At 34.4% G+C, this 21,654-nt stretch carries 21 protein-coding genes; 4 read left to right on the forward strand and 17 right to left on the reverse strand.

Features of this window, described 5'->3' with window-relative positions; all coding sequences use genetic code 11:
• The first annotated feature begins 63 nt into the window (after nt 1-63).
• Nucleotides 64-528, forward strand: coding sequence for an alpha/beta fold hydrolase (locus BLP68_RS05115; protein ID WP_207647872.1), 465 nt, complete (start codon nt 64-66; stop codon nt 526-528).
• 150 nt (nt 529-678) lie between these two features.
• On the opposite strand, the gene mgtE is transcribed toward BLP68_RS05115, so the two are convergent.
• From mgtE to BLP68_RS05175, 12 genes are all read right to left on the reverse strand, one after another.
• Complete coding sequence (gene mgtE / locus BLP68_RS05120; RefSeq protein WP_091540837.1) at nt 679-2,013, reverse strand: magnesium transporter; 1,335 nt, start codon at nt 2,011-2,013, stop codon at nt 679-681.
• 286 nt (nt 2,014-2,299) lie between these two features.
• Nucleotides 2,300-3,052, reverse strand: coding sequence for an ABC transporter ATP-binding protein (locus BLP68_RS05125; RefSeq protein ID WP_091540839.1), 753 nt, complete (start codon nt 3,050-3,052; stop codon nt 2,300-2,302).
• A 19-nt stretch (nt 3,053-3,071) separates the two neighbouring features.
• Nucleotides 3,072-5,426, reverse strand: a complete 2,355-nt coding sequence (locus tag BLP68_RS05130) for an ABC transporter permease (protein ID WP_091540842.1) — start codon at nt 5,424-5,426, stop codon at nt 3,072-3,074.
• Nucleotides 5,427-5,516: 90 nt separating this feature from the next.
• On the reverse strand, nt 5,517-6,143 hold the full coding sequence (locus BLP68_RS05135) for a TetR/AcrR family transcriptional regulator (RefSeq protein WP_091540844.1): 627 nt from the start codon (nt 6,141-6,143) through the stop codon (nt 5,517-5,519).
• Between the two features lie 595 nt (nt 6,144-6,738).
• A complete protein-coding gene (locus BLP68_RS05140) occupies nt 6,739-8,094 on the reverse strand; it encodes a YjiH family protein (RefSeq protein ID WP_091540846.1) in 1,356 nt (451 codons plus the stop codon).
• 178 nt (nt 8,095-8,272) lie between these two features.
• Nucleotides 8,273-8,980, reverse strand: a complete 708-nt coding sequence (locus BLP68_RS05145; RefSeq protein ID WP_091540848.1) for a B3/B4 domain-containing protein — start codon at nt 8,978-8,980, stop codon at nt 8,273-8,275.
• A gap of 616 nt (nt 8,981-9,596) precedes the next feature.
• Nucleotides 9,597-10,898 (reverse strand): M28 family metallopeptidase, encoded by a 1,302-nt coding sequence (locus tag BLP68_RS05150; protein WP_091540851.1) that lies wholly within the window; start codon nt 10,896-10,898, stop codon nt 9,597-9,599.
• 211 nt (nt 10,899-11,109) lie between these two features.
• Nucleotides 11,110-12,600 carry a serine hydrolase domain-containing protein gene (locus tag BLP68_RS05155; protein ID WP_176758872.1) on the reverse strand — a complete coding sequence of 497 codons (1,491 nt, stop codon included), beginning with the start codon at nt 12,598-12,600 and terminating at the stop codon, nt 11,110-11,112.
• A 369-nt stretch (nt 12,601-12,969) separates the two neighbouring features.
• Nucleotides 12,970-13,581, reverse strand: a complete 612-nt coding sequence (locus tag BLP68_RS05160) for a GNAT family N-acetyltransferase (protein ID WP_091540855.1) — start codon at nt 13,579-13,581, stop codon at nt 12,970-12,972.
• Between the two features lie 767 nt (nt 13,582-14,348).
• The gene (locus BLP68_RS05170) at nt 14,349-14,531 is read right to left on the reverse strand and encodes an antitoxin VbhA family protein (RefSeq protein WP_091540859.1); all 183 of its coding nucleotides are present in this window, start codon (nt 14,529-14,531) and stop codon (nt 14,349-14,351) included.
• Nucleotides 14,532-14,572: 41 nt separating this feature from the next.
• On the reverse strand, nt 14,573-14,731 hold the full coding sequence (locus BLP68_RS21640) for a hypothetical protein (RefSeq protein ID WP_176758873.1): 159 nt from the start codon (nt 14,729-14,731) through the stop codon (nt 14,573-14,575).
• Between the two features lie 106 nt (nt 14,732-14,837).
• Nucleotides 14,838-15,095 carry a DUF1905 domain-containing protein gene (locus BLP68_RS05175; RefSeq protein ID WP_176758885.1) on the reverse strand — a complete coding sequence of 86 codons (258 nt, stop codon included), beginning with the start codon at nt 15,093-15,095 and terminating at the stop codon, nt 14,838-14,840.
• Between the two features lie 208 nt (nt 15,096-15,303).
• Between BLP68_RS05175 and BLP68_RS05180 the strand changes: the two genes are divergently transcribed.
• The 3 genes from BLP68_RS05180 (at nt 15,304) to BLP68_RS05190 (ending at nt 17,090) form a co-directional block, all read left to right on the forward strand.
• Entirely contained in the window at nt 15,304-15,888 is a 585-nt protein-coding gene (locus tag BLP68_RS05180; protein ID WP_091540861.1) for a TetR/AcrR family transcriptional regulator, read from the forward strand.
• 61 nt (nt 15,889-15,949) lie between these two features.
• Nucleotides 15,950-16,504 carry a hypothetical protein gene (locus tag BLP68_RS05185; RefSeq protein WP_091540862.1) on the forward strand — a complete coding sequence of 185 codons (555 nt, stop codon included), beginning with the start codon at nt 15,950-15,952 and terminating at the stop codon, nt 16,502-16,504.
• Nucleotides 16,494-17,090, forward strand: coding sequence for a GNAT family N-acetyltransferase (locus tag BLP68_RS05190; protein WP_176758874.1), 597 nt, complete (start codon nt 16,494-16,496; stop codon nt 17,088-17,090). Before BLP68_RS05185 ends, BLP68_RS05190 begins: the two co-directional genes overlap by 11 nt.
• Before the next feature lie 286 nt (nt 17,091-17,376).
• Here BLP68_RS05190 and BLP68_RS05195 read toward each other — a convergent pair whose 3' ends face one another.
• From BLP68_RS05195 to BLP68_RS05215, 5 genes are all read right to left on the reverse strand, one after another.
• Nucleotides 17,377-17,853, reverse strand: coding sequence for a pyridoxamine 5'-phosphate oxidase family protein (locus tag BLP68_RS05195; RefSeq protein WP_091540865.1), 477 nt, complete (start codon nt 17,851-17,853; stop codon nt 17,377-17,379).
• A gap of 53 nt (nt 17,854-17,906) precedes the next feature.
• Nucleotides 17,907-18,887: a helix-turn-helix domain-containing protein gene (locus tag BLP68_RS05200; protein WP_091540868.1), complete on the reverse strand. Its 981-nt coding sequence runs from the start codon at nt 18,885-18,887 to the stop codon at nt 17,907-17,909.
• A gap of 136 nt (nt 18,888-19,023) precedes the next feature.
• Complete coding sequence (locus BLP68_RS05205; protein WP_091540869.1) at nt 19,024-19,731, reverse strand: DUF5131 family protein; 708 nt, start codon at nt 19,729-19,731, stop codon at nt 19,024-19,026.
• A gap of 137 nt (nt 19,732-19,868) precedes the next feature.
• Nucleotides 19,869-20,723, reverse strand: coding sequence for an AraC family transcriptional regulator (locus BLP68_RS05210; protein WP_091540872.1), 855 nt, complete (start codon nt 20,721-20,723; stop codon nt 19,869-19,871).
• A 403-nt stretch (nt 20,724-21,126) separates the two neighbouring features.
• A complete protein-coding gene (locus tag BLP68_RS05215; protein ID WP_242876905.1) occupies nt 21,127-21,651 on the reverse strand; it encodes a DinB family protein in 525 nt (174 codons plus the stop codon).
• Between the last annotated feature and the right edge of the window lie 3 nt (nt 21,652-21,654).

Consider the following 21,654-nt stretch of genomic DNA (forward strand, 5'->3'; position numbering starts at 1 on the left):
AATACTATTATTCAGTAATTGAAGTTTCAAACCTGTGCCGGTTAGGGTTCTCCCTCCGGCACCATGCTTTTCATAAAACCATTCCAATTAAGTTCTGATCTTGTTGCGTTGATGGACCATTTAAAGCTGGATCAGGCAATCCTCTGCGGACTTTCAATGGGAGGACATATCTCACTTCAAACAGCCATCAACTATCCAGAGCGTGTCAAATCCCTTATTTTAATTGGTAGCCCATGTAGTAATACTCTTAACCTATATGAAAAAGTATTTGTTCCAATAAACCGTTTCAGTAGTAAAATGATTTCTATGGAGCTCAGTGGAAAGCTACAAGCAAAAATGCTATCGAAATTCAATCCAGAAAATTTCGACTATATAATGAATGCATTTTCAATGATTACTAAAGACAACTGGGTTCGTATTTGGGATGCTGTAACTAGAATGGAAAGCAGAAATGATCTTCATAAAGCAAAATGTCCTACTTTACTTCTAACTGGTGATCATGATAGAATGTGCCACAAACCCAGATAATCCAAGAGCTGTGAATGAAGAGATTATAAATTTCATTAAACTATAAACACATGAGTCCAGCACAAGATGCTCAGTCATAAAGTTCTCCATCTGATGTCAATTTTTTATCATATTGGTCAACTTTAAGTACTAACATGCGCACTTAGTTCTTTAAATCAAAGACGTAATCATAATGGTAGCGAGTCCTAAGAAAAAGAAAAAGCCTAAAACATCTGTGACTGTTGTAACAAAAACAGCTGATGCCAATGCTGGGTCAATACCAATTTTTTTCAATATAACTGGAACATAATAGCCAGACACTGTCGCAACAATCAAGTTTAAAAACATCGCTAGACCAATAACAAATCCAAAAGCAAAGCTTCCTACCCAGAAATATCCTAGCATAGCAACAACAAGACCAAGACATAATCCATTGATTAAGCCAATAGAAATCTCTTTTTGTAATATTTCCTTTTGATTCTCATAGCTTAATTCACCTAAAGCAATACCTCTGATAATCATGGTAAGTGTCTGTGTCCCAGCATTTCCTCCCATACCAGCAACAATAGGCATAAATGTAGCAAGGGCAACTATTTGTGCAATAGTATTTTCAAAGAGACTTACGGTTGCAGCTGCAAGTATTGCTGTGACTAGGTTTACAAGCAACCAAGGCAACCGGGACTTAATAGCACTTGAAACAGATCCAGAAATTTTTTCTTCTTCATCGAGACCAGCAAGTCGGAACATATCTTCAGTGTATTCTTCTTTCATGATTTCAATCACGTCGTCAACGGTTACAATACCTAATATCACACCTTTATGGTCAGTAACAGGTATTGCCATAAAGCCATATTTTTCAAAAATATTGCTTACCTCTTCCTGATCCATATCAACGGGTGCACTTATGATTTTTTCTATCATAATATCTTTTATCAGTGTATCTGGATCGGAAACTATAATTTCTCTTAATGGGACGACTCCTTTTAAAACATCAAAACCATCAACCACATAAATGTAATATGGTGTTTCTGAGTCAGGAGCCATGGTTCTTAAATACTCTATAGTTTCGTTAACGGTATATGATTCCTTAATGGCTATAAACTCAGTGGCCATTATCCCCCCTGCTGATTCAGGGTCGTAGGAGAGAAGCTCTTTCACCTCTTCCACATCATCAACGTTCATGTTGTTGATGATTGCGTTTTTGTCTTCTTCATCAAGACTGCCAAGTAAATCTACAAGTTCATCAGATGACATCTCAGAAACGATTTGACCTTTTCTTTTTTCAGAAAAAAGTGAGAGCAGCTTAAATTTTTCATCGTCTTCAGCATAGTCAAGTAAAAGCCCCACATATTCATCAGGTAATTTTGAAAGTACAATTATAGGGTCTTCTTCAAATTCAGCAAGGGCTTCTAAAAAGTCAACTGGATGTATTTCATCAATTTGATCAAGAATTGCTTCAAAGGTACTGTTGATTATGAAATTGAGTATCTTGTTTTTATGCACCATTATAATACCTTCTTTTCTTTTTCTTATTCTTTAATATCAATTATAACATTTTTGAGTTCATATTTTTATATTTCCATCATTATAATAGACTAGCCCACATAATCAAAATGATTCACTTATACCTGCAACACCCAATCCTACACCTTTCCTAGAAAACTAATAAGGCCAAGTGATAATCCACCTCTGCTGTTATATGTGTCACATAAATATTAGCATGGGAAGGTGTTAGAATTGCTTATAAACTGTATTTTTTTCTAGACTAACTACTGTCTCCTCATAGTCTTTACTAAAATCCCATTTTTTCTAACCACTCATATAACTTTTTCTCTCGGGAAGATGTTTTTTCCTCTTCTCCGTTATATTTTCCTAATGTCAGTTTATCATGGATATTTCCATCCATAAGGAATATTACTCTGCTTGCCCTGGCTGCCACCTTCACATCATGGGTAACAATGATGACAGTTGTGCCGTCAGTATTGACAGCATTAATGATATCTAATACCTCCCTTGAGGTACTGCTATTCAGGGCTCCAGTTGGCTCATCTCCAAATAAAATGTCTGGCTGATTAATCAGTGCCCGGCAGATGGCTGCGCGTTGCAGCTGCCCCCCTGAAACTTTTTTAATATCATGCCCAGCTACACTGTCAATGCCTGTCTTTACCATAAGTGAATCGGCATTTTGATTTACCTGCTCCCTCGATAAATTACCAAGCTTAAACCCAGGAAGTACAATGTTATCTCTGATAGATAAATTTTTTAGAAGATAGGAGTGTTGAAAAATAAACCCCATTTGCTTTAATCTTACTTCACTTATTTTTTCATCATCTAGCTTGGAAATATCTTTACCACAAAGTAACACATTACCCGAAGTAGGGCTATCCATTCCACTGATACTATAAAGCAATGTGGATTTTCCAGAACCCGACTGCCCCATGATTGCTATGAAGTCACCCTCTTCAACATCAAAATTTATGTTATTTAACACCTGTGTATCTTCAAAACTTTTACATAAATTCTGTACCTTCAATATTGTTCTCATATTTCACCTCCTCAATTTACTATTCATTTATAATAGAAATAATATTGTATTTTTTTATTGTTTTCAGAACAATCAATGTTACTAGCAGCATCAACACCTGTAACAACAATGGTACCAGGATGTACTGAAATAAAGGATTGACAATAAGCTCAACCTTCTTAACCCCAAGCCCTGAAATGCTTAACACAAGGTTAATTATCTTTTCTCCTAAGACATTAGTTAAGATAATTCCTGCCAAAATACCGGTTATGGAAACACAACCTATTTTTATCAAGTACTGCTTTTTAATATCAAGTTCAGAAAATCCTATAGCCTTTAAGACTGCAATTTCCGAAAAATCCTTTGCTAACCGCAGCTTTAAAAATAAAACAGTGATAAGCATTACCAAACATGCTCCAATTATTACAATTATAAAAACGGTGGTTTTAAGCTGTTTTACGACGCCTCCCAATGTCTGGTTAATGAATTCCTCCATTGGGTCTACTGCTACACCAGATCCAATTATTTCAGACCATTCATCAGCCTTTTTTTCCACTTCTACATTATCTTTAAGATTAACTGAAAATGAATATTTTTCACTGGTCAGTTCTGAAAAAACATATTTTGACTTTGCTGTGTATCCACCGCTGGTAACGTCCTGATATATTCCGGAAATAACAAATTCTTTTTCTTTGTCATCATAGAAAAGTACTATTGCATCACCGGCAACTTTTCCTATTTCATTGGCATTAAGATAGGAAATGGCAATTTCATTTTCCCCATCAGGAGCCTTTCCACTAATATACTTTAGCTCATTTCCGGAGTTATCTCCACAGTCTATATGCAAATTCATAAGTTCATCTTCAGCATTGGTGGTCTGAACACGTATCCTTCGATATTTATAATAGCTTTCAATTGAATCATCATTTTCCAAAACCTGTATTACCCTCCCATAGTTGGTTTCAAGATTTTCCCCATTTTCCACTTCAATTAGGATATCCTCCAGAGAACTTCCCATATATGTAATAAATTCAGGTGCCTCAAAGGTATTCATCAGATTAACAGGAATCAGAATCATTAGTACAGTAATTATCACAACTGCAAATACTATTATCCAATTATTAAACTTATAAAAAACCTCCCTGATTGCCATCAGCCAGTTAACAGGAAGCTTCTTTGAATTATGTAGTCCATCCTTTATATGGCATTTATCTTTATCAAATCCCTTCCCTCTAACCAATGTATCAACAACAGTAACCTTTTTAATTTTCTTTAATACCTTCTTGCAATAATAGTTTATAAGAAGAAAAACAAGGCATCCAACAACAAGTGATAATATTACTACTGCGGGGGACATACTAATATTTCCAAATGTAGTCCTGATATGATTTGTAAATACACCACTAGTCAGCAATGCTAAAATATACCCTATTATTACACCTACCATCGCTAATATCCTGTACTTATTTAAATAAATATCCCTAATATCGGCAAATGGAAGTCCAATAGCCTTCATTGTACCTATTTCACCGATTTCTTCTTCCAAAGCAGCCATCATTGTAAACTTGACACAGATAAAGGAAACAATGATTAAAAGTATGCTAACTAGAAGTAAAACAAATACAGTTGTAATATCAGTTATTGCACTTAATAAAAAAATCATTGCATAGGTTACTGCCTGCCCATTCTGAGGAAGTCCTGCGTTCTCATAGGCTGTTTGAAAATTCGAAGCCTCTTTTGAATTGGTAAAATAGGCTTCTATCAGATATTCATTCTCTCCAACCTGATCTTTGAGCATGTCAAAATCTTCATGGCTTAACAGTATTCTTGTAGAAGAGACCATTGGAGAATTCATCTGGGAGTCCAAAATAAATTCCTTAATTACAAATTTCTTTTGGACATCGTTATAGGTCAAAACAACATGATCCCCGATTTCCATACCATACATTTCCTTTAATAGTACAGGAATTCCAATTTCCCCTGCATCAACGATAACTTTTTCATGTTCAGAATTCACGAGTAAATCCTTAGTTTCATTCTGCTTTACCAGACCAATGCCAAGACGGCAGTCAGAAAGATTATATGTATTCTTATTACCAAAAACAGTAAGAGATTCACCGTGGACATTAATCATTGTAATGGTCTGCCAGTAGGTTATACCTTCATAGTCTGACAGAAACTCATCTATTTTCTCCTGATTAATTTCTCCCTTATGCATCTGAAGAAAATGAGGTGGCTGAGCTTTCTCATATAATTCAGAAATTGATATAAATGTTTGAACCCCCGTTATCACAGACAAGACAGCAAGACCTGCTGAGAACATCATAAACAAAAGTAATGCAAGATTAATCACTTTATTTCTCTTAAAATCATTTTTAACAATTAACCAATTCATCTCCAATACCCCACATCTCTTTAATTATTTTGGAGTTAAAACCAAAACTAAGTACAAAAGCAAATGTTAGCATTCCATTAATAGTAAGCATTAGCCCAAGTTCTGCATAAATAACTTCATAAAGGAGTCCTCAGGAACATCTAACATCTTCTCAAGAGTTGAAATTAATGCTGCTAGAACCTTCATTTGGGAATCAGCATCCAATTCAAAAATACCTTCGTCGGTTAGAGTTAATGATGCTGCTAGAAAAATCTGCATATACTGTAACGGATATCTGCAACTCCACACTTTCTTTTCAATTCCTTCTTCAATGACCTTTACCAAAATAGGAGCCATAGCTGTAACTATCTGATTTAAGGCTTTTTGATGTAATAACGCATTTTCAGTTTTATGCATATCATCAAGGATATCGCTGTTAACCTCTTCCTTAATCCGCATAGCCATAAAGACATGCATAAGTTTTTCTTCTGGATTAATATTATCATTTTTAAGGATTTTTTCTGCCCTGCTAACTACAACTTCTTTATACCTCGATACAATGGCATCCACAACTTCTTCTTTAGATTTGAAATAATAATAAAAAGTCCCTTTTGCAATGCCAACCTCTTTAAGTATGTCATTAATAGTGCACTTCTCATATCCTTTTCCATCAAATAGCTTTTCGGCAGCATTAAGAATTTCATTCTTCCTTTCATCATACTCTTTGGTAATTCTCATATATACACTCCACTTCTTTATAGACTGACCGTCGGTCTATATATACTATATTAAACCATTTATAATCTGTCAACATTTTTTTATAAAATGAGATAAAAACAAGCAAAATTCACAGATTTCACCCCAATCTTCCACCTTTATAAAATACACTTCAATTATTACCTCGTGAGGTGCAAGTATTTTTTTAAATATGTTTTGTACAAACATTACTGAAAAAATTGTGGGCAACTACAAAAATCTAAATCATGATTTTTTCTATCAATAACTCAATAATCCCAATTCTATTTCTTACTTATTGTGAGTCATTATTAGTACTCCTTAACTTTTCTAAAACACCTCTATTCTGCGAGATTTCTTTCCTCCCCCCCAAAAAATCAAATCCCCTAAACTTATCGTCTAGGGGAACATATTTATACTATCCATTATTATCTAAACCTTCAAAACCAAATGATAGAATGAACTGGAAGTCTATACTCATATTCATTATCAAACATAAATAGTTTACCTCCTCAATATAATCTTTTAATGTTCATCAATCCTTTTCAGAATAGGCCATTATTTACAATAGACAAGTGAAACGTCGTCTTGTTATTCATTAAAACGATATTACACCTAAAACAGCTAAAATATTTGTTATAACTATTAATATCGGTATAGATATCATAGTTCTAAAAAAAAATACTTTAGTCACATCCCAAAAGCTCAAACCAATTTTACTCTTAACTAAAATCATTCCAGTTTCAGACATAAACACTAACTGGGTAAATGCTAATACACCAACAAAAAATCTTGAAGCTTCAGAAACCGATCCACCGATAAATAAAGCTGGTAAATACATATCTGCAAACCCAGCAACCGATGCTGGTGCCATGGCTGCTGCTACTTCCTTGCTGTATCCTATTAGAGTATATAAATATATCAGTGGTGCACTAATGATATTAAAAAACTGGGTATATTCTGCTACTACCAAAGATAATGTTCCAACCGCCATAATAATAGGTAAGAAGCCAACATATATATTTATAATATTCTTTAACGAATCAATTATTACTTCTTGAATCTTGGCATCTCCTGCCTGCTTTATTGCAGATTCATATGCATGCTCAAGAACAGTTTTACCTTTTGGAATCTCAATTCTATTAGGAGTTACCCCTTCATAATAATTTGGTGGAAATTTCTTAAGTGGCATTCTAGATGTAATAAAAGCCAATATAACAGTTACTAATGCAATAGATCCATAAAATATTGGGAAAATATGCCCGAACCCTAGCTCTTCAGCTACTGCAGAAGCAAATGCAATACCAACTATAGAAAAACTGGTTGCAATAATATAAGCTTCTCTTCTATTATAGTATCCTCTTTGATATTGGTTATCCGTTACCACAATACCAATTGTACCATCACCAACAAAGGATGCAATAGCATCGATAGTTGAATAACCTGGTACTTTAAACAACTTTTCAACTATAGAACCTAACAAAGTCCCTATAAATTCAACAATACCAAAATGTGTTAATAAAGGCAGGGCAATAATGCCTACAAAGAATGTTATATAAAGTGTAGTTAAAAGGCCACCATCTCCTGCCATTAGCCCGCCAGTATCGCTATCTAAAATCATACCTGCAAACTCATAGTTTTCAAGCCAATTATTAACCACCATAAGGTATAAGAATGAGCCAACTACCCTTAATACAGCATTTGAGCGTGATGATTTAAATACAGAATTAACAAACTCATTTTTTGATGAATAAAAAGTGAAAAGCACAGTTGCAATTAACACAATCCATGCACAAATAATAGTGAACCCAATAAACGGATCAAGCATATTGCCTGTAACAAAATTCACTATGTGGGATATAGCTATTTTGCTTTCACCATTAATATTAAACGGCATTAGAAAAAAAACAAATCCAAAAATTGATAAAAATACAAACTTTAACTTGCTTATCATACTTACAAACCTCCATTTTGTCTTAACTACGATGCACATTTTTTAGAATAACATATACCATGGAGTGTTGCAATAGATTTTTGCATTTTTTATCTATGTTTTGTATAAATATTCACTTTGGTGTACTATGTCATTTCGGTTTATACGTGAAACTGCTCATTATTTCATCCTCTTTTTATTACTCTATTAATATTTCTTTTTTATTAATATCAAGAATTGAAATCCTATACATACCGCCTAAATTTTCCTGACTCAGCTTTGCCAGCTCATTTAATGCACTCTCGAAGTCATCCATTCTGCTGTCATCAACTAACTCAATACACAAAAAAGCATTTTTTGTATTTTCAGTGAGCATTGTTCTGACGGATTCCCTCCAGTTCCAGCATCTGCAGATAGCTCCTTTATCATCCTTATACACTATCTCCCCCTGGTAGGGTGGCGCATTCTCATTTGTTCCGAGTGTTATAAATGGTTCGTTCCCTTCTGCTTTGGTTAAGCTGATATCGCCAACAAAAGTATCAATATCCTCTCCACCACATGGCAATGCATACTTTAGAGAAATAGAGTTGTAAATATCAACAAGGGGATTGATCGTTCCAATATGATCGCCCTTGTGTACGCGTTTCAGCAAAGCTTCAATTGATGACCTTGCTCCTTTCTTTGTTTTAAACTTTTGAAAAGCATCTCTCCAGACTTTAATAACAACATTACTGCTGAATTCTTCTTTCGTTAAATGCGCTAGGGCCTGCTTCTCTGAGCTTAGAATCATCTCTTTGTACTGATTTATATCCTTTATTGTGTTGTCAACTCCGTTAATAACAACAACTCCTATCTTTGCTCCTGGAAACAAATCCCAAAATCGGTCCTCAACAATGAATTTTTTCATAAAAACATTCCTCCTTAGTTATAAGAACTTAATATATAGAAATATTAGTATCTCCCAAAGTTTTCCCTTCCGGCATAGGGTTAACTGATTTTTTTCTCAGGAGATTTAACATAAATAGAAAAAGAGATATGTTAAATATATCCCTATAATTGTAATGGTCCCTTTTATGATCTATAATTTCATCACCATGTATAGCGCCCCATCTGAAAATTTTGTAGCATTAGGAAGATTCGTAATGGGTTTATTTTTGTTATCTGGTATTTTACCTTCTCTTATCATCTCAATTATTTTGGATTTCTTATATAAGAAAAAAATCAAAATTTGTGGTTATTAGTTCAAACATTTTATTAACTTCATTTTTTATTGTTCTGTATACAGAAGAGAGAATTATTTAGTACTTATCTTTCTTTATATATTATAAGCAATGAAAATATAATACAGTTGATGAAAACTTTATATCAATTGGCTCTATTGATGTATCTGCTAAAATTATTTGCTTTATCTTCTAAGCCTTTTTCAGACATAGCGTAAAATATCTTTACTTTCAAAATACTCATCCTCCTTTATTAACGAAGCTGAGGAAACCCTTCTTTGTTTTGACCCACAGGGACGGTTTTTATTTATTGGCTAAAGAAGTAATTATTTTTAAAACCACCTTTATTGTATTTTCAATTGTTTTAGAATTTAAAGTATCGAAGGTGTCCAATTGAGTATGATAGTATCTGGGATTACCAGGACCATATTGTAAAAATGCTACTGGTATTCCTATGTGTTCAAAGGGTCTATGGTCACTGTCTCCATTAAAATATTCAACTGCTTTAATGTTAAGATCGTTGGCTGCCCTTAAAGCAATTTTACTCAAATAATTGGAGCTATTCCTACTCTCTCTATTAACCATCAGAGTATGACCTATACCTATCCCATCAAGATTAATCATCCCAATTACATTTTTATAGCCAGCAGTATATCTTTGTTGGACATGGAAATTAGAGCCCACAACATCCATTTCTTCAGCACCGAAGGCAATGTAGTGGATGTTAAAGGGTAAATCAACATCCCTTAATACTGCTGCAATCTCCAATAAACCACCAACTCCAGCGGCATTATCATTGGCCCCCGGGGTATTTGCGCTATCATAGTGGGCACCAATAATTAGAACCTTATCGGTTTCTTTACTGCTTTTTTTAATCCCGATTATATTTCTTGAAGCTCCATCTTCTATAATGGTATCAACAATTAAATTAGCCAACAGTTCCCCTTCCTTAAGGGCTTCAACTATTTTTTCTCCTTCTGAGGAAGATACTCCAATTGCAGGGATCGTTGACTCCTCCAGAAGACTAGATATTAAGGAAGTATCTTCGCTATTAATTATAATAACAGCCTTTGCCCCTTTTGAGGCACTATTTATTACTTTATCTCTAAAATATATATCTCCCCTACGAACTACTGCAATAGCATCAGTTAGATCTAGTTCAACTAAATCGGTTGTCTTACCCAGACCAGCATAAATTAATGGCATATCCTTTAAACCATCCGCTGGTGTAGATGCGGAATAATCAAAAATATTTGCTGCCAAAGGAATATACTTCCCTTGATTGTTAATGGTTATTTCAACACCTTTTGCTTCGAAAATTTGTACTGGAAATTCTTCAACTTGTGTAATTAGATTTAAATTTTTGAAGGCTTCTAACAAATATTTGCCTGCTTCAACGTCGCCGGATTGTCCCGGAAGCCTAGGACCAAAATCCACCAAGCTTTGAATATGTTCCATTGCCCTCTCAATTTCTATTTTCTCTTGCAGATCTTCATAGTTTAAATTGCCCGCATCCTCCATTGTAGTACAGCCTACCAAGACAAAAACCAAAGAAAAAATCATAAGGAAAATCAATTGATTATTTTGTAGCAATCTATTATTCAAAATTATTCCTCCATGTCCTAAATTACACTATTGTCATATTTTTGATATTGCTCTTTATACTTTAAAATTTAGATTATCCTTTTCTCTAAATATTCTATTCAACTACTCAAAATCCCTCTTCTTTCCGGCAATATTCATCAAATAGTAAGATCCTCTAAAATAGAAACTTCCTCAAACAATAGTCTGAGGAATCATATGTTTACTATTAAACTCACTTATAATATATACTATTTCCTTTTTTAGTAGTAAACAACTGTAAAATACCTACTAGCACTCTAATAAATATGCACAGAATTAATAAGTGACCTATTCTAGGGTTTAAGAATGCTAATATTGGCACTATGTGTCTATTCAGTAAATAGGTGATGTATCCTAAAACTAGGCTAATACCACATTTTAGTACAAACTGAGTTTTGTTTTTCAAATGAAGGATTTGCCTCTTTCCCCTTCTCAAGTCTTTATATAATTGAAGTAATTCCATTACAGACCATAACATTAAAACTGATGATACTGAATATATAGTAGCATTTACTCTATGACATAATTTGTCAAGGGCACGTTTGTTTTGAAACACTTTATAATGCCATGAATTCAACACTTCATTAATTAAATATGTGCCATTATCACCATTGGTTAATATTACAACTCCATCTCCTGTAATTGGTGCTAGTGAGAAATTTGCTTTCCAACCCTTGTTACCTCCATCGTGAGCAATTAAAGGTTTACTTTTTTTATCAGTATTAACAAAATGACCTAGTGCTGTAGTTTCGTATATAAACCCTTCTAAATCCCCAACTTCTAACACAGGGCTATACATCTCTTGAATTATTTCCTGTCTCAAGAAATTATCTTCTTTATAATTACTAATTGATGTAATTACGAATTTGCTCAGATCCTCAATAGTTGTGTAAAGCCCTGCTGCGGCTTTTTCTGTAAACAAATAGTTTGGCAATAACTCTAAGTTTTCATTGTAAGCCTTAGCAGTTCTATTTTGCAGCTTCTCTATCCATCTAAAACTACTATCCTGCATTCCTAAAGGAGTAATTACTGTCACATCCATATAAGTCACAAAGTCTTTGCCAGTCACTTCTTCTATTAACAGCTGTAGCAAATTATATCCTCCACCAGAATAAAAATATCTAGTTCCTGGTTCATAAATCAGTTTTACTGGCTGAGAGCCTCCCCCAATTCCACTAAGCGATTCTTCTAAAGATGGCAGTTCATTAAATGGTTCGTATCCCGGGTAACCCCCTCCTCTGGATAGTCCTGCTGTATGACTTAAAAGCCTTCTGATAGTAACCTCATCTTTGTCATATACCGACTCAGGAATTTCCCATCTTGTTATATATTTTTCGATGGGGTCATCCAAGTTTAATATACCATCTTCTACGAGTTTCATTATTCCAAGGGCAGTAACTGATTTTGAGATAGATGCCACTTGGTAAACTGTATCTTTATGTATTTCAATTTTTTCTTCAATATCTGCATACCCAAAAGTACCTATCCATTTGAGTTCACCATTTTCTATTAATGATATTGATGCCCCAGGTATATTGAATTTTTTTAATAAAACAGGAGTTTTTGTTTCTAAGTTTTCAATCATGCTGTAAATATCTTCATTTTTTGCTAAGCTATTATAGTCTAAAAGAAATGGAGTGATAGATACTACTAAGAATAATACCAAAATCATCAACTTCCTCATCATCTTAGCCTCCACATAAGTATTTGTCCCAATATAAGGCACATTATTCTACTTTAATTTATCATATAGTACCAAACATAACAAGTAGAGTATACTACAGTAGCTGATAGTGTTATAAGCCTCTAAGAACAAATTCTATCTTGCATTCAAATATCAAAATACACTCCTTTTCCATAATTCTTCTATTCTGTAAAATTTCTTCTCCCGTCTAAAGAAAAATCCCCTAAACTTGTCTCGTTTAGGGGAACATATAAACATTATCAAATTCTACTTGAAGTCTTTTAAACCAGTGATAGCAGCCTATTTTTTCTCTAGTAACACCACACACACATAATCGAAACTATATAGTATAGATTTCTGAACTTAGATTTATTTCACATATTTCAGAGAAACAATATTATTAATCCCAACTTTCTTTGCACGATTTGGGGGAAGAGATTTTCTTTTATATTCGTTAAATCCCAATTTTTTGTATAGTTTTAGAGCTGGCAAATTCGTATCAGCTACCTCCTCAATTAAATATTCTTTGTACGGGGTATTTTCTATAATATATCTTATAACTTGCGATGCAGCACCTTGCCCTCTAAATTCAAGAGCTGTTCCTACATACTCAATAGAGCCGGTTTTGGGAGCAGGATTTCTAAATGGACTTTCAAATTCTTTTTTTAAAACAATTCCAGCAATGCTACCTTTAATGACACCTAAATGCTTTCTTAGCTCTTTCTTGTCTAGTCTCACCGCTAAAGCTCTACAATCTGTACAAGCAGCCATTGCTGCAATTTTATTATCTATCACAGCTACATAGAATTGGTCTAAAACAAACATATGAGCAAATGCCTTGGCGATTATATTTTTATCTTTTGAAAAATATTCAAGCCATTGTATAAACCCCTCTGCAAAAATCTCAGACATTTGTGTCCTTACATCTAACTCTATTTTATCGGCTCTGACAACTGTAAAATCGTAACTGCTAAATTTCATAAATTACTCTCCTTCCTTATTCAAAAAATTCTAAGAATAGTTATGGCCCACATTTCAATTAATATACAACCATCACTTTTATGAGTGAGTATATACTCATAATTGTAGTTAAAAAAAATCATTTTCATGCCTTACGCTTAAATAACTGTCCTGCAATAAATGCACTAAGAATCATGATTGCTAAACACCATAAAATGGCTTCCATAGTATAGGACGAGGATGTACTTGTAAATAAGGAACGTAGGCCCTCTACCAGAATCGTGATAGGCTGATGCTCTGCGAAAATTCGTAGTGCTGTGGGAAGTGTTTCAAGAGGAACAAAAGCAGAGCTGCCATAGGGCTCACTTCCTTCCTTTCTTCATATAGGAAACTTGTCACTAGGGATTTAGCAGGCAGTTTGAAGATCGGTTGAAGGGCTGCTCGAATAATCGTGATACCCTGAATGGTTGAAAAGAAAAGAACAGCCATTTGCTAAATTCCCCCCAAACTTATCAGTCTGAGGGGATATATAAAACTCTCTAAACCTGCTCTATCAATGCAACACATTCCACATCATTATGATAGAAAGATTATATTATTTCGCATAATAGTTAACTAGTTCCCTTTTTCCCCCTCGGCTTGTATAGGCATTTTTCAATATATTATATTATTATTTATTCTTTCAAAACAAAAATAAACCCAATACTGTATAGGTATTGGATTTTGCTTATTCTTTTTGTTGTCTATATAAATATTGAACTTAAGACCTGCAGTTTATAGAAGAGCTGTTATCCAGATCTCTTTTTAAATGTCATTCTTACCTGCTTTAAGCTAATTTTCCCATCAATATATGATTCGAATAATTCTAGATCCTTCTGAGTTAGCTCAATATTATTCATATCATTAATTGACATTGCATAGTCAACCTCTCTTATTCTCTTTTCCATTTCCCTAACCGATACTTTACACATGTCTTTTCTCCTTTAGAGGCTGGCTTATTCAGTTCTCTTACTTAGAGTATATCACAAATACTAAAACTTATATAGTAATCTCCTGGTATAATCTTATTGATTTCTAATCTTACTTCTTCATCTTTTAATCTTTTAATAATAACTTCATCTAAACAATTATCTTTATTATTTTCTTCATTAAATGCTTTAAATTTATTCATTGCAATATCCTTATCTTCCGAAAAATATTTAAGGGGTTTGGTTGATGATATGCGTAAGTAAGGCAACTCTAATGAAAAATTAAACTAGGCAACGTACATATAATCTTCAACTCTCCCTCTCTATAACAGTAACCTGCACTCTGTCACCGGGTTTTTTGCCGATTTTGGAGCGAATATCCTTACGAAGTCCTATGATATAGCAAATACTTCCATCCTCATTCCTAACTCCCATGTTTACAATGCTCCCGTCATATCCCTCTCCATCAAATGTCGCGTGTACTTTTACTCTGCCTTTTCCAAATTCCTCTCTCACATCAAATGGCATTTTTACATATGCCCCATCAATATCAGGAACTTTATAAATTTCCGATTCAAACTCATATTATTTTTTCATTTCATCTACCTTTCTTATGGTAATTAATTCATGTATATCCATTGTAATACAATAACTTTTTTTTGAATAGATACCTCGATCAAATTAACTATTTAATAATAGTTCTTTCCATAAAGAAATTGACCTACCGGACAGTTAGTGTTATAATGAAATAAAAACATAAAGAAAGAGGGTTAAAATGACTCAAGATCTAAGAATTACTAAGGGCAACGAAACAAAAGATCGTATTCTAGCTGCATCTATGAAAATCATTGCTGAAGAAGGAATCGAAGGATTAAGTGCAAAAAAAATAGCTGATCTTCTAGGAATTAGTAAGAGCAATATTTTCCATCACTTTGGGTCTGTAGATGAAGTTCTAAATGTGATTTTTGAAAACATCCTTGATTATCTGGTGAAACCAGTTAAATCCCATCAGGGCCCAGACTTAAAAGTATTTCTCCTTTTCCTTGGGGAGAGTATCTACTCACTAAGTGAAGAAGAAAAGATATCCTATTCTGTTTTACTTAATTTCTATAATTCTTGCTTATACAACGAAAAATATAGAGCCTATTTATTAAAGACTAAGGATGAGATGATTGATGCTATTGCAACACAATTATCCCGCTATAGTTCTCAAAGAAAAGAGAAACTTTTAATAATTTCAGAAATGATCATCATGACATTAGATGGTTACGGTCTCCATTTTTTACTAGAATCGGATATAGAAACATTTGAAAAAATTTGGACTTTACAAATAGATGCATGGCAGTCTTTATTAAATTAAATCGCTGCCATTTTCTATATAATTCAAATTGACCGTTCGAACGGTCAGAAAGAGGTGTTTTATGATTAAAATCCCAAAGTTTTTCCATGAAATTCTAGGTGAATTTCAGACGAAATCATCCTTAGTTGTTATTGCTCTTTTTGTACTGATTTCTGGTTTTGCAATAGGTATTCTAGGCTATGATGAGTGGAATGGATTATCTTTAGTAAAACAAATAGTAACTTGGTTTTTGTTCTTAGATATCTCAGGAGGCGTTGTAGCAAACTTAACCAAGGGCACTGATATTTTTTATGATCGATATCCAAGGAAAAGGTGGGTATTTATTGCTATCCACATTCAACCAATTATCCTTTCGTGGTCGATAGGAATTTCAATTCTTTATGGGGTTATAATTTGTGCCTACACTTTAATTACTGCAGTATTCTTAAATTTCATTAGAGACTACTCATTTCATACCCTCTTAGCTGGAAGCTTAACAGGTTTAGGTTTGCTAATAGTGGCTTATTTGGGGCAAACAGTTCCCTTCTTTGCATCTACTTTATTGATTTTTTATGTTTTTAAGGTGTTATTTAGCTTTTCAGTTTTTCACCATAGGGGGGAGCAAAATGAACATTAATGAAACTCATATATCCTTGCTATCTCGAGCATTTGAGAAAGACCCCATGTTTGATTATTTATTTTCAAACAAAAAAAGCAAAGACCAATCAAAGATTTTAATTAGATTTATCATTAAGCGAAATCGCTTATTAGATGGTCTGATCCTTACCGATCATACTAAAGAGCCTACTTACGTAGCGATTGTGGATCGACCAAGGAATCTTGTGAGTATATCTACAAGAGCTATGGTTAGATTAAATATAGAGATGCTTTTATTAATGTTTCAGCTACCATTTCATGTGCTTAGGTTCTTAACGAAGTACCAAAAACTATCTTTTAGAAGTGCACCAAATGAACCCCATTACTATTTAACCATGATTGGTGTAGATCCTTCCTCTCAAGGGAAGGGCATCGGTAAAAAGGTTTTAAGAGAGATTCATGAAATTGCTGAATCTTCACAGCCATCCTACCCTATTGCACTTGATACAGAAAATCAGCAGAATGTCGCTTATTATGAAAGTTTTGGATATGAGCTAAAGGATACAAAAATTATCGATGGACTAAGGGTATATTGTATGACTCGGCCTGCAGAACAAAATAAATAATTACAATTTATACTCTATCAAAATAAACCTAGCCTCTTATTTACCAAGGAGGCTAGACAATTCTTTCCTTACTTTTCACAAATTTCATCTATTCTGCGAAATTTCCTCCCCTCTTTAACATAATAATATTTCGCATAAAATAATTTACTTCCCCCAGGGAGAACTCTCAAATAACTTGTATACATACTAATAATTTTCGAATGGGCTCCATATGGCAATTTAAGCAAGCCTCCAGTAATCAAAAGAACCGTCCCAGTGATTATTTACCAGTGATTATTTACAGTGATTATTTAACTTCTTTCTTGGTAAAGTCGACTTTATACTGCCATTCATCGTATTTTTTGTCGTTATCAGTTATGATTCCTTCCGTAAGGGTTATACGCAGAACTATTGAGTCAGGGTTATCTTCGTCCCCATGTGCATCGAACCATGCGAAGATTTTTTTCATCTTCCCTCTTATTTCTGCATTCCTCTCGTCCTTTACCCAACCGAGATTTTCAGCCCTTCCTTGAGCAACAAACAAGCCCAAGCCACAAATGGAAACCTCGTTGTTTTTCCCAATTTCCAACGTTTTATTTTTATTGGCGTCTGAAGAAACATAGAACACGCCGTCTTCATAATAAGCGTTAACCATACGGACAGCAGGGCGGGGATTACCGGCGGCGTTTAATGGCAATGCAATAGTTGCCAGAGCAATAAGGTTGTCCTTGCCCTTTCCACAGAAATCTTCCATAAGTTTCATTGCGTTTTCGTATTTACTCATTTTAAATCCTCTCCTTTAATGATTTACTTTTTCATTATTGTTTGCCAAAGTGCTTAAATATCATCTTTCAGCTTTATAGGAAAATATCTTTGCATTTGTTTATAACCAAGTCCCTTTTCTATGTCTTTATAGGCAACATCCCTTCCATCTTCATATAAATAAGGCATATTGAACATAACATTGCGGCCTTTATCAAGCTCAAAATTTGTGCTTTCAATCCATCTGCGAACTTTATTTTCCACTTTGTGTATGCTCTCGTTATCTTCGTCAATACTGACTGCCATAGCGTATAAGCCACCCTGAAAATCCAACAGTTTAAAAGGGCTTACATCCGCATTGGTAACACCATCTTTAACGGCGCATATCCATTCGGCTTTGTCATTTTTAGGTAGCAAAAAATCAAAACAGTCGAAAATCACATTTTTGTACAAATGCACATGCTGCCACAATTGATACATGTATCCGCCGTTATTGAACATATCCTCCCATGATTGTTCGCCCACTGTCACCGCTCTAAATCCCGGTATCCTGACGACCATTATATCAGGGATTTTTTTATCTAATTTTTCCGTTATTTCAATCAAGCGGTTTATATTGGAGGGCTTGCCTATATAGTCAATGCTTATCAATTGTGTTTCAATCTCTTTAGCCTTGTTATACAGCAGTTTTATGTCGGAGTTGTCTGAAAAGTTCACTTGTTCGATTTCGCGTATAAAATCCAGCACGATTTCCTTTAGCTCATGCAAAAGCGCAACCTCGTTGTCTATGCTCTGTGCTTTTTTCCCCAGCACTTCTAAGACTACATCGGAACCGGAAGTGTTAAAAACACGTTGAATGTCTTTTATACTGATATTCAACTTGCGTAAAATGAGTATTTGCTCAAGCCGCCTAACAGCGTTTTCATCGTACATTCTGTATGCGTAGTCATCACTTCGGGTGCTGGACAGCAATCCCATATCCTCATAATAACGCAGTGTACGAGCTGTAATGTCATATTTGCTTGACACATCTTTGATTTTGATTAGGTTTCTCATTTGTTTCAACCTCTTTTCTAAATAATTGGGTATAAACTTAGTATAAAGTATTACCCAAAGGAAGAGTCAAGAGGGTAATGCTATTTTCTGTAAAAAATATTATCTCACACCCTGTATCTCCTCTTTAATCGAGTGGCTAACAATCTATATTTGCTTTTCTTGCTTGACTGCATAAGTCTCTTACATTAAGCAAATATTCTTTACCATCTTTAATAAAGCGAGTTCCACATTGTCTAAATTCAAAACCAACTCCTTTAGTTCTGCACTGCTCTCGAATTGATAAAACCCAATTGTAATTTAGTGGTCTTGCATTTCTATCTGATTCTCCACCAACTATAACTACTTCAACATTGTCTAGGTATTTTACAATGTTTATTTCTTCAATAAGCGGCTGACAAATCACATTTCTATGCTTTATTGGAAAGGCAGCGAGCATAGGGAGCCTGTAATCTGCCCTATCTTGATTCTCAACAGTGCAGCCAACAATTACATTATCGTACCCATCATTCCAGTCATTTGGAATACACTGCAAGAACCTTTCGATTCTCTTTGTAAGAAAAATAAATTTCAAATCAAAACGTTCTTTTATCATTTTCCAACATTCTTCTCTCCATTCATCAGCTTCTTCAATAAGAAAATCGGTAGAAAAGCATAAGTAGACTGTTTGACCTGATTTTATCTTATATTCACCTTTTTTGCTCTTTGCAACAGGCGCATTAAAATTATCGGTTTTTACAATAGTACTTGTGTTTACTCCTCTTTTGGCATCACCTTTATGAATATAGCAGTATTTACATCCTTCGCTATATTTATAACATCCACGCCATGGACTCCACATTGCCATAATAACACCACCTAAAATCTCGCATTCTCTTTGTTATGTTATATACTGGACCAACAGCCACATCTTCAATTTTCTCTAGGATAAGCCAATCATCCATATTACCCTGATGTTGGAAATTAAGACTAAATGTACCATGCCTAATTCGCCTTTTTTGTAACCGGGACCCAAACCTCGTATTTAGCATGCTCCGGGTCTGCATTTAAATATACTTCAATATCTGGTGCATTTCCATATTCATAACCTGAAGTCGGAAGCCATTCCGTTACAACTCTTTTTTCTAGTTCTTGTATAGACTGATTACTACCTTCTCCTGAAAATATTGCCCAGGTAGAGCTAGGAACAATGTACTCTTCTAAATCACTTTCTATTGGTTGATTACTTGCAACTGCAATATAATATCGCCAATTCTCTAATTCATTACAGGAACTTACTCCTAAGAGTCCCCATGGCACTCCCTCCATTATAGCAGCAAGCCTTGGTATTATCCCATTAACTGTGGCTTTACCCCACATCTGGGGTACTATTTCAAAGTTCTTCTCTACCTCTGTTTCTAATGGCTCTGAAATCCCAACAATTCTAAATGCTTCTTTCTTTTCAATTCTGTAATTCATCTCACTATCTCCTTTTATTGTTATTTTGAAGCTGATAGGAGGAAATGCTTTTAATATTGTACCTTCTTCTCTTGCCTGGGATGGTGCTATTCCATGTACACTTTTAAAAGCTCGATTAAATGCTGTTGGTGAATCGTATCCATACTTTAGTGAAATATCTATCACTTTCTCATAGCCATTTTGTAAATCTACAGCTGCTAATGACATTCTCCTACGACGTATGTACTCCGATAATGTGATATCCGCTATATAGGCAAACATCCTTTGAAAATGATACGGTGAACAACATGCAATCTTTGATACTTCTTCTAAATTAATAGGTTCTTTTATATTCTCTTCGATATAATTAACCGCACAATTCAATCGTTCTATCCATTCCATATCCACAGCCTCCTAACAATAAAATACTCTATTTTAGATAATCCTACCTCTCTTTTTCTGCCTAATAAAGAGAGGTTTATTAATTTATCCTTTTCCATAGTAATTCTTTTTTCTTTCCTCATTTATCATAGGCCCATTCCCCCGGTCATATACTGGCACTTCATATCTCATTTATTAGATCATTCAGGAAATATACAGAACCATCCTGGCTAACTTTTAATTGTAATTCTGCTTCGATACCAGCGATGTTACTACTACCGCCACATACTCATACCCGATGATTTCAAATCCATGCTTATGCTTATCTACCTAATAATGTGCATGCCATCATTACGTGGTGAAGCTGGTTTGGGTTCCTCTGCTGCATAACCCATAATAACCTTTCTTGAACTTACAAGTTTCCCTACTTTTTGCAGGTTGCATATAAAAATCGCCCATAACCTATTTCTGCTACATTTTTCATTAATTCTCCATTTAACCAAAGTGCAATATCAGCAAAATTCCTATCTGATAATGGCCATTTAGCATACTGCTTTAATTGGTATTCTTCGTCTGCCAACTCATTTAATTTTGATACCCATTGATCGTGTAATAACTTTATTGTCACTTTTGCCTGTTCAACATTTCCTGGCCAAAGGATGTCTTCTTTATTTAATGTGCCATCTCCAAAATTCCAATCTAGTGCAGTAGTCCACCAATATATAATATGCCACATCGTCCAAGCAATACTAGACGGCCCTATCTCATAACTTTCGCTTTCAGGCCAATCTATGCACCACCCATCGTCTTCCTTGCGCACCTGGAGCCCCTTGGGGCTAAATGCCCAATTTGCCTCTGTATCCTCAAGATTCTCTGTATGATAAAGATAGAGCTGCCAGCACATGTCAAGCTGAAATAGTATATTCTCTTTTATTTGCTGATTTCCCATTGA

Origin of the sequence: Alkaliphilus peptidifermentans DSM 18978, assembly GCF_900101495.1 — a bacterium.
GTDB classification, from domain to species: Bacteria; Bacillota; Clostridia; order Peptostreptococcales; family Natronincolaceae; genus Alkaliphilus_C; species Alkaliphilus_C peptidifermentans.

What these genes read in the sequence shown, in the direction of transcription:
- BLP68_RS05135 (WP_091540844.1), bottom strand. Translation starts at nt 6,143, where the DNA reads ATGAGAATTACCAAAGAGTATGATGAAAGGAAGAATGAAATTCTTAAT.
- BLP68_RS05190 (WP_176758874.1), top strand. Translation starts at nt 16,494, where the DNA reads ATGAACATTAATGAAACTCATATATCCTTGCTATCTCGAGCATTTGAG.
- BLP68_RS05140 (WP_091540846.1), bottom strand. Translation starts at nt 8,094, where the DNA reads ATGATAAGCAAGTTAAAGTTTGTATTTTTATCAATTTTTGGATTTGTT.
- BLP68_RS05115 (WP_207647872.1), top strand. Translation starts at nt 64, where the DNA reads ATGCTTTTCATAAAACCATTCCAATTAAGTTCTGATCTTGTTGCGTTG.
- BLP68_RS05215 (WP_242876905.1), bottom strand. Translation starts at nt 21,651, where the DNA reads ATGGGAAATCAGCAAATAAAAGAGAATATACTATTTCAGCTTGACATG.
- BLP68_RS21640 (WP_176758873.1), bottom strand. Translation starts at nt 14,731, where the DNA reads ATGAATAAATTTAAAGCATTTAATGAAGAAAATAATAAAGATAATTGT.
- BLP68_RS05180 (WP_091540861.1), top strand. Translation starts at nt 15,304, where the DNA reads ATGACTCAAGATCTAAGAATTACTAAGGGCAACGAAACAAAAGATCGT.
- BLP68_RS05205 (WP_091540869.1), bottom strand. Translation starts at nt 19,731, where the DNA reads ATGGCAATGTGGAGTCCATGGCGTGGATGTTATAAATATAGCGAAGGA.
- BLP68_RS05145 (WP_091540848.1), bottom strand. Translation starts at nt 8,980, where the DNA reads ATGAAAAAATTCATTGTTGAGGACCGATTTTGGGATTTGTTTCCAGGA.
- BLP68_RS05195 (WP_091540865.1), bottom strand. Translation starts at nt 17,853, where the DNA reads ATGAGTAAATACGAAAACGCAATGAAACTTATGGAAGATTTCTGTGGA.
- BLP68_RS05210 (WP_091540872.1), bottom strand. Translation starts at nt 20,723, where the DNA reads ATGGAATGGATAGAACGATTGAATTGTGCGGTTAATTATATCGAAGAG.
- BLP68_RS05155 (WP_176758872.1), bottom strand. Translation starts at nt 12,600, where the DNA reads ATGAGGAAGTTGATGATTTTGGTATTATTCTTAGTAGTATCTATCACT.
- BLP68_RS05200 (WP_091540868.1), bottom strand. Translation starts at nt 18,887, where the DNA reads ATGAGAAACCTAATCAAAATCAAAGATGTGTCAAGCAAATATGACATT.
- mgtE (WP_091540837.1), bottom strand. Translation starts at nt 2,013, where the DNA reads ATGGTGCATAAAAACAAGATACTCAATTTCATAATCAACAGTACCTTT.
- BLP68_RS05160 (WP_091540855.1), bottom strand. Translation starts at nt 13,581, where the DNA reads ATGAAATTTAGCAGTTACGATTTTACAGTTGTCAGAGCCGATAAAATA.
- BLP68_RS05130 (WP_091540842.1), bottom strand. Translation starts at nt 5,426, where the DNA reads ATGAATTGGTTAATTGTTAAAAATGATTTTAAGAGAAATAAAGTGATT.
- BLP68_RS05170 (WP_091540859.1), bottom strand. Translation starts at nt 14,531, where the DNA reads ATGTGTAAAGTATCGGTTAGGGAAATGGAAAAGAGAATAAGAGAGGTT.
- BLP68_RS05185 (WP_091540862.1), top strand. Translation starts at nt 15,950, where the DNA reads ATGATTAAAATCCCAAAGTTTTTCCATGAAATTCTAGGTGAATTTCAG.
- BLP68_RS05125 (WP_091540839.1), bottom strand. Translation starts at nt 3,052, where the DNA reads ATGAGAACAATATTGAAGGTACAGAATTTATGTAAAAGTTTTGAAGAT.